The organism is Frankia tisae, from assembly GCF_025403405.1.
In the GTDB taxonomy this organism is placed as follows: domain Bacteria; phylum Actinomycetota; class Actinomycetes; order Frankiales; family Frankiaceae; genus Frankia; species Frankia tisai.
In genome coordinates this window covers 1-909 of record NZ_JANEZT010000739.1, presented here as the reverse complement: position 1 = coordinate 909, position 909 = coordinate 1, and the positions used below count along the sequence as shown (strand labels likewise).

Annotated in this window: 1 protein-coding gene; it reads right to left on the bottom strand. The window is 73.8% G+C overall.

Annotated elements, in window-relative coordinates; translation table 11 throughout:
- The coding region (locus tag NBZ85_RS31425) for a serine/threonine-protein kinase (RefSeq protein WP_261563458.1) at positions 1-852 on the bottom strand (852 nt) is incomplete at its 3' end.
- Between the last annotated feature and the right edge of the window lie 57 nt (positions 853-909).

Below are 909 nucleotides of genomic sequence, written 5' to 3'. Positions count from 1 at the left end.
GGCCAGGGCGGTCTCGCTGGCCTCGTCCGAGTCGGTGGGGGACCGCACGGCGCGCCCGAGGAGCCGGGCGAGCAGCTCGGTCGCCGTGGGCCGGCGGGCGGGCTCCTTGTCCAGCGCGGCGCGCACGACGCCGAGCAGGTCGGCCGGCAGGTCGTCGAGGTCGGGCTCGGCGGTGAGGATCTGCATGCCGACCGCCTCGGCGCGTTCACCCCGGAACGGGGGGCGCCCGGCGGCGGCGAACGCGACGCAGGCGCCCCAGGCGAAGATGTCGGCCGGCGGCCCGGCCCGTTCGCCGCGCAGCTGCTCGGGGGCCATCCAGACCAGCGTGCCGATCAGCATCCCGGTGCGGGTGTGGCTGGTGTTGTCCCCCGCATGGGCGATGCCGAAGTCGATGACCTTCGGCCCGTCCCAGGCCAGCAGGATGTTCGCGGGCTTGAGATCGCGGTGCACCACGCCGGCGGCGTGGATGGCGACGAGGGCGTCGGCGAGCCCGATCGCCAGCCCGTGGACCAGGCGGTCGTCGAGCTCACCTCGGGTGGCGACGGCGTCAGCGAGGCTGCGGCCCTCGACGTACTCGGTGGCCATCCAGGGGCGCTCGCTGGTCAGGTCGGCGTCGAGCACCGCCGCCACGGAGTTGCCCCGCACGCGCCGGGCGGCGGCGACCTCGTGGCGGAACCGGGAGCGGAACTCGGGGTTGTCTGCGAGCCCGAGGGAGGGGACCTTGACGGCGACCGGTTTGCCGTCGTCGCCGAAGCCGAGGTAGACGACGCCCATGCCACCGGCGCCGATGCGGTTCGCCAGCCGGAAGGGTCCGATGCGGCCTGGGTCGTCCGAGGTCAGGGGCGTCAGCACACCGCTTCCTATCTGTCTCTTACACACATCTGACGCTGCCGACGACTAGTCGAGTGG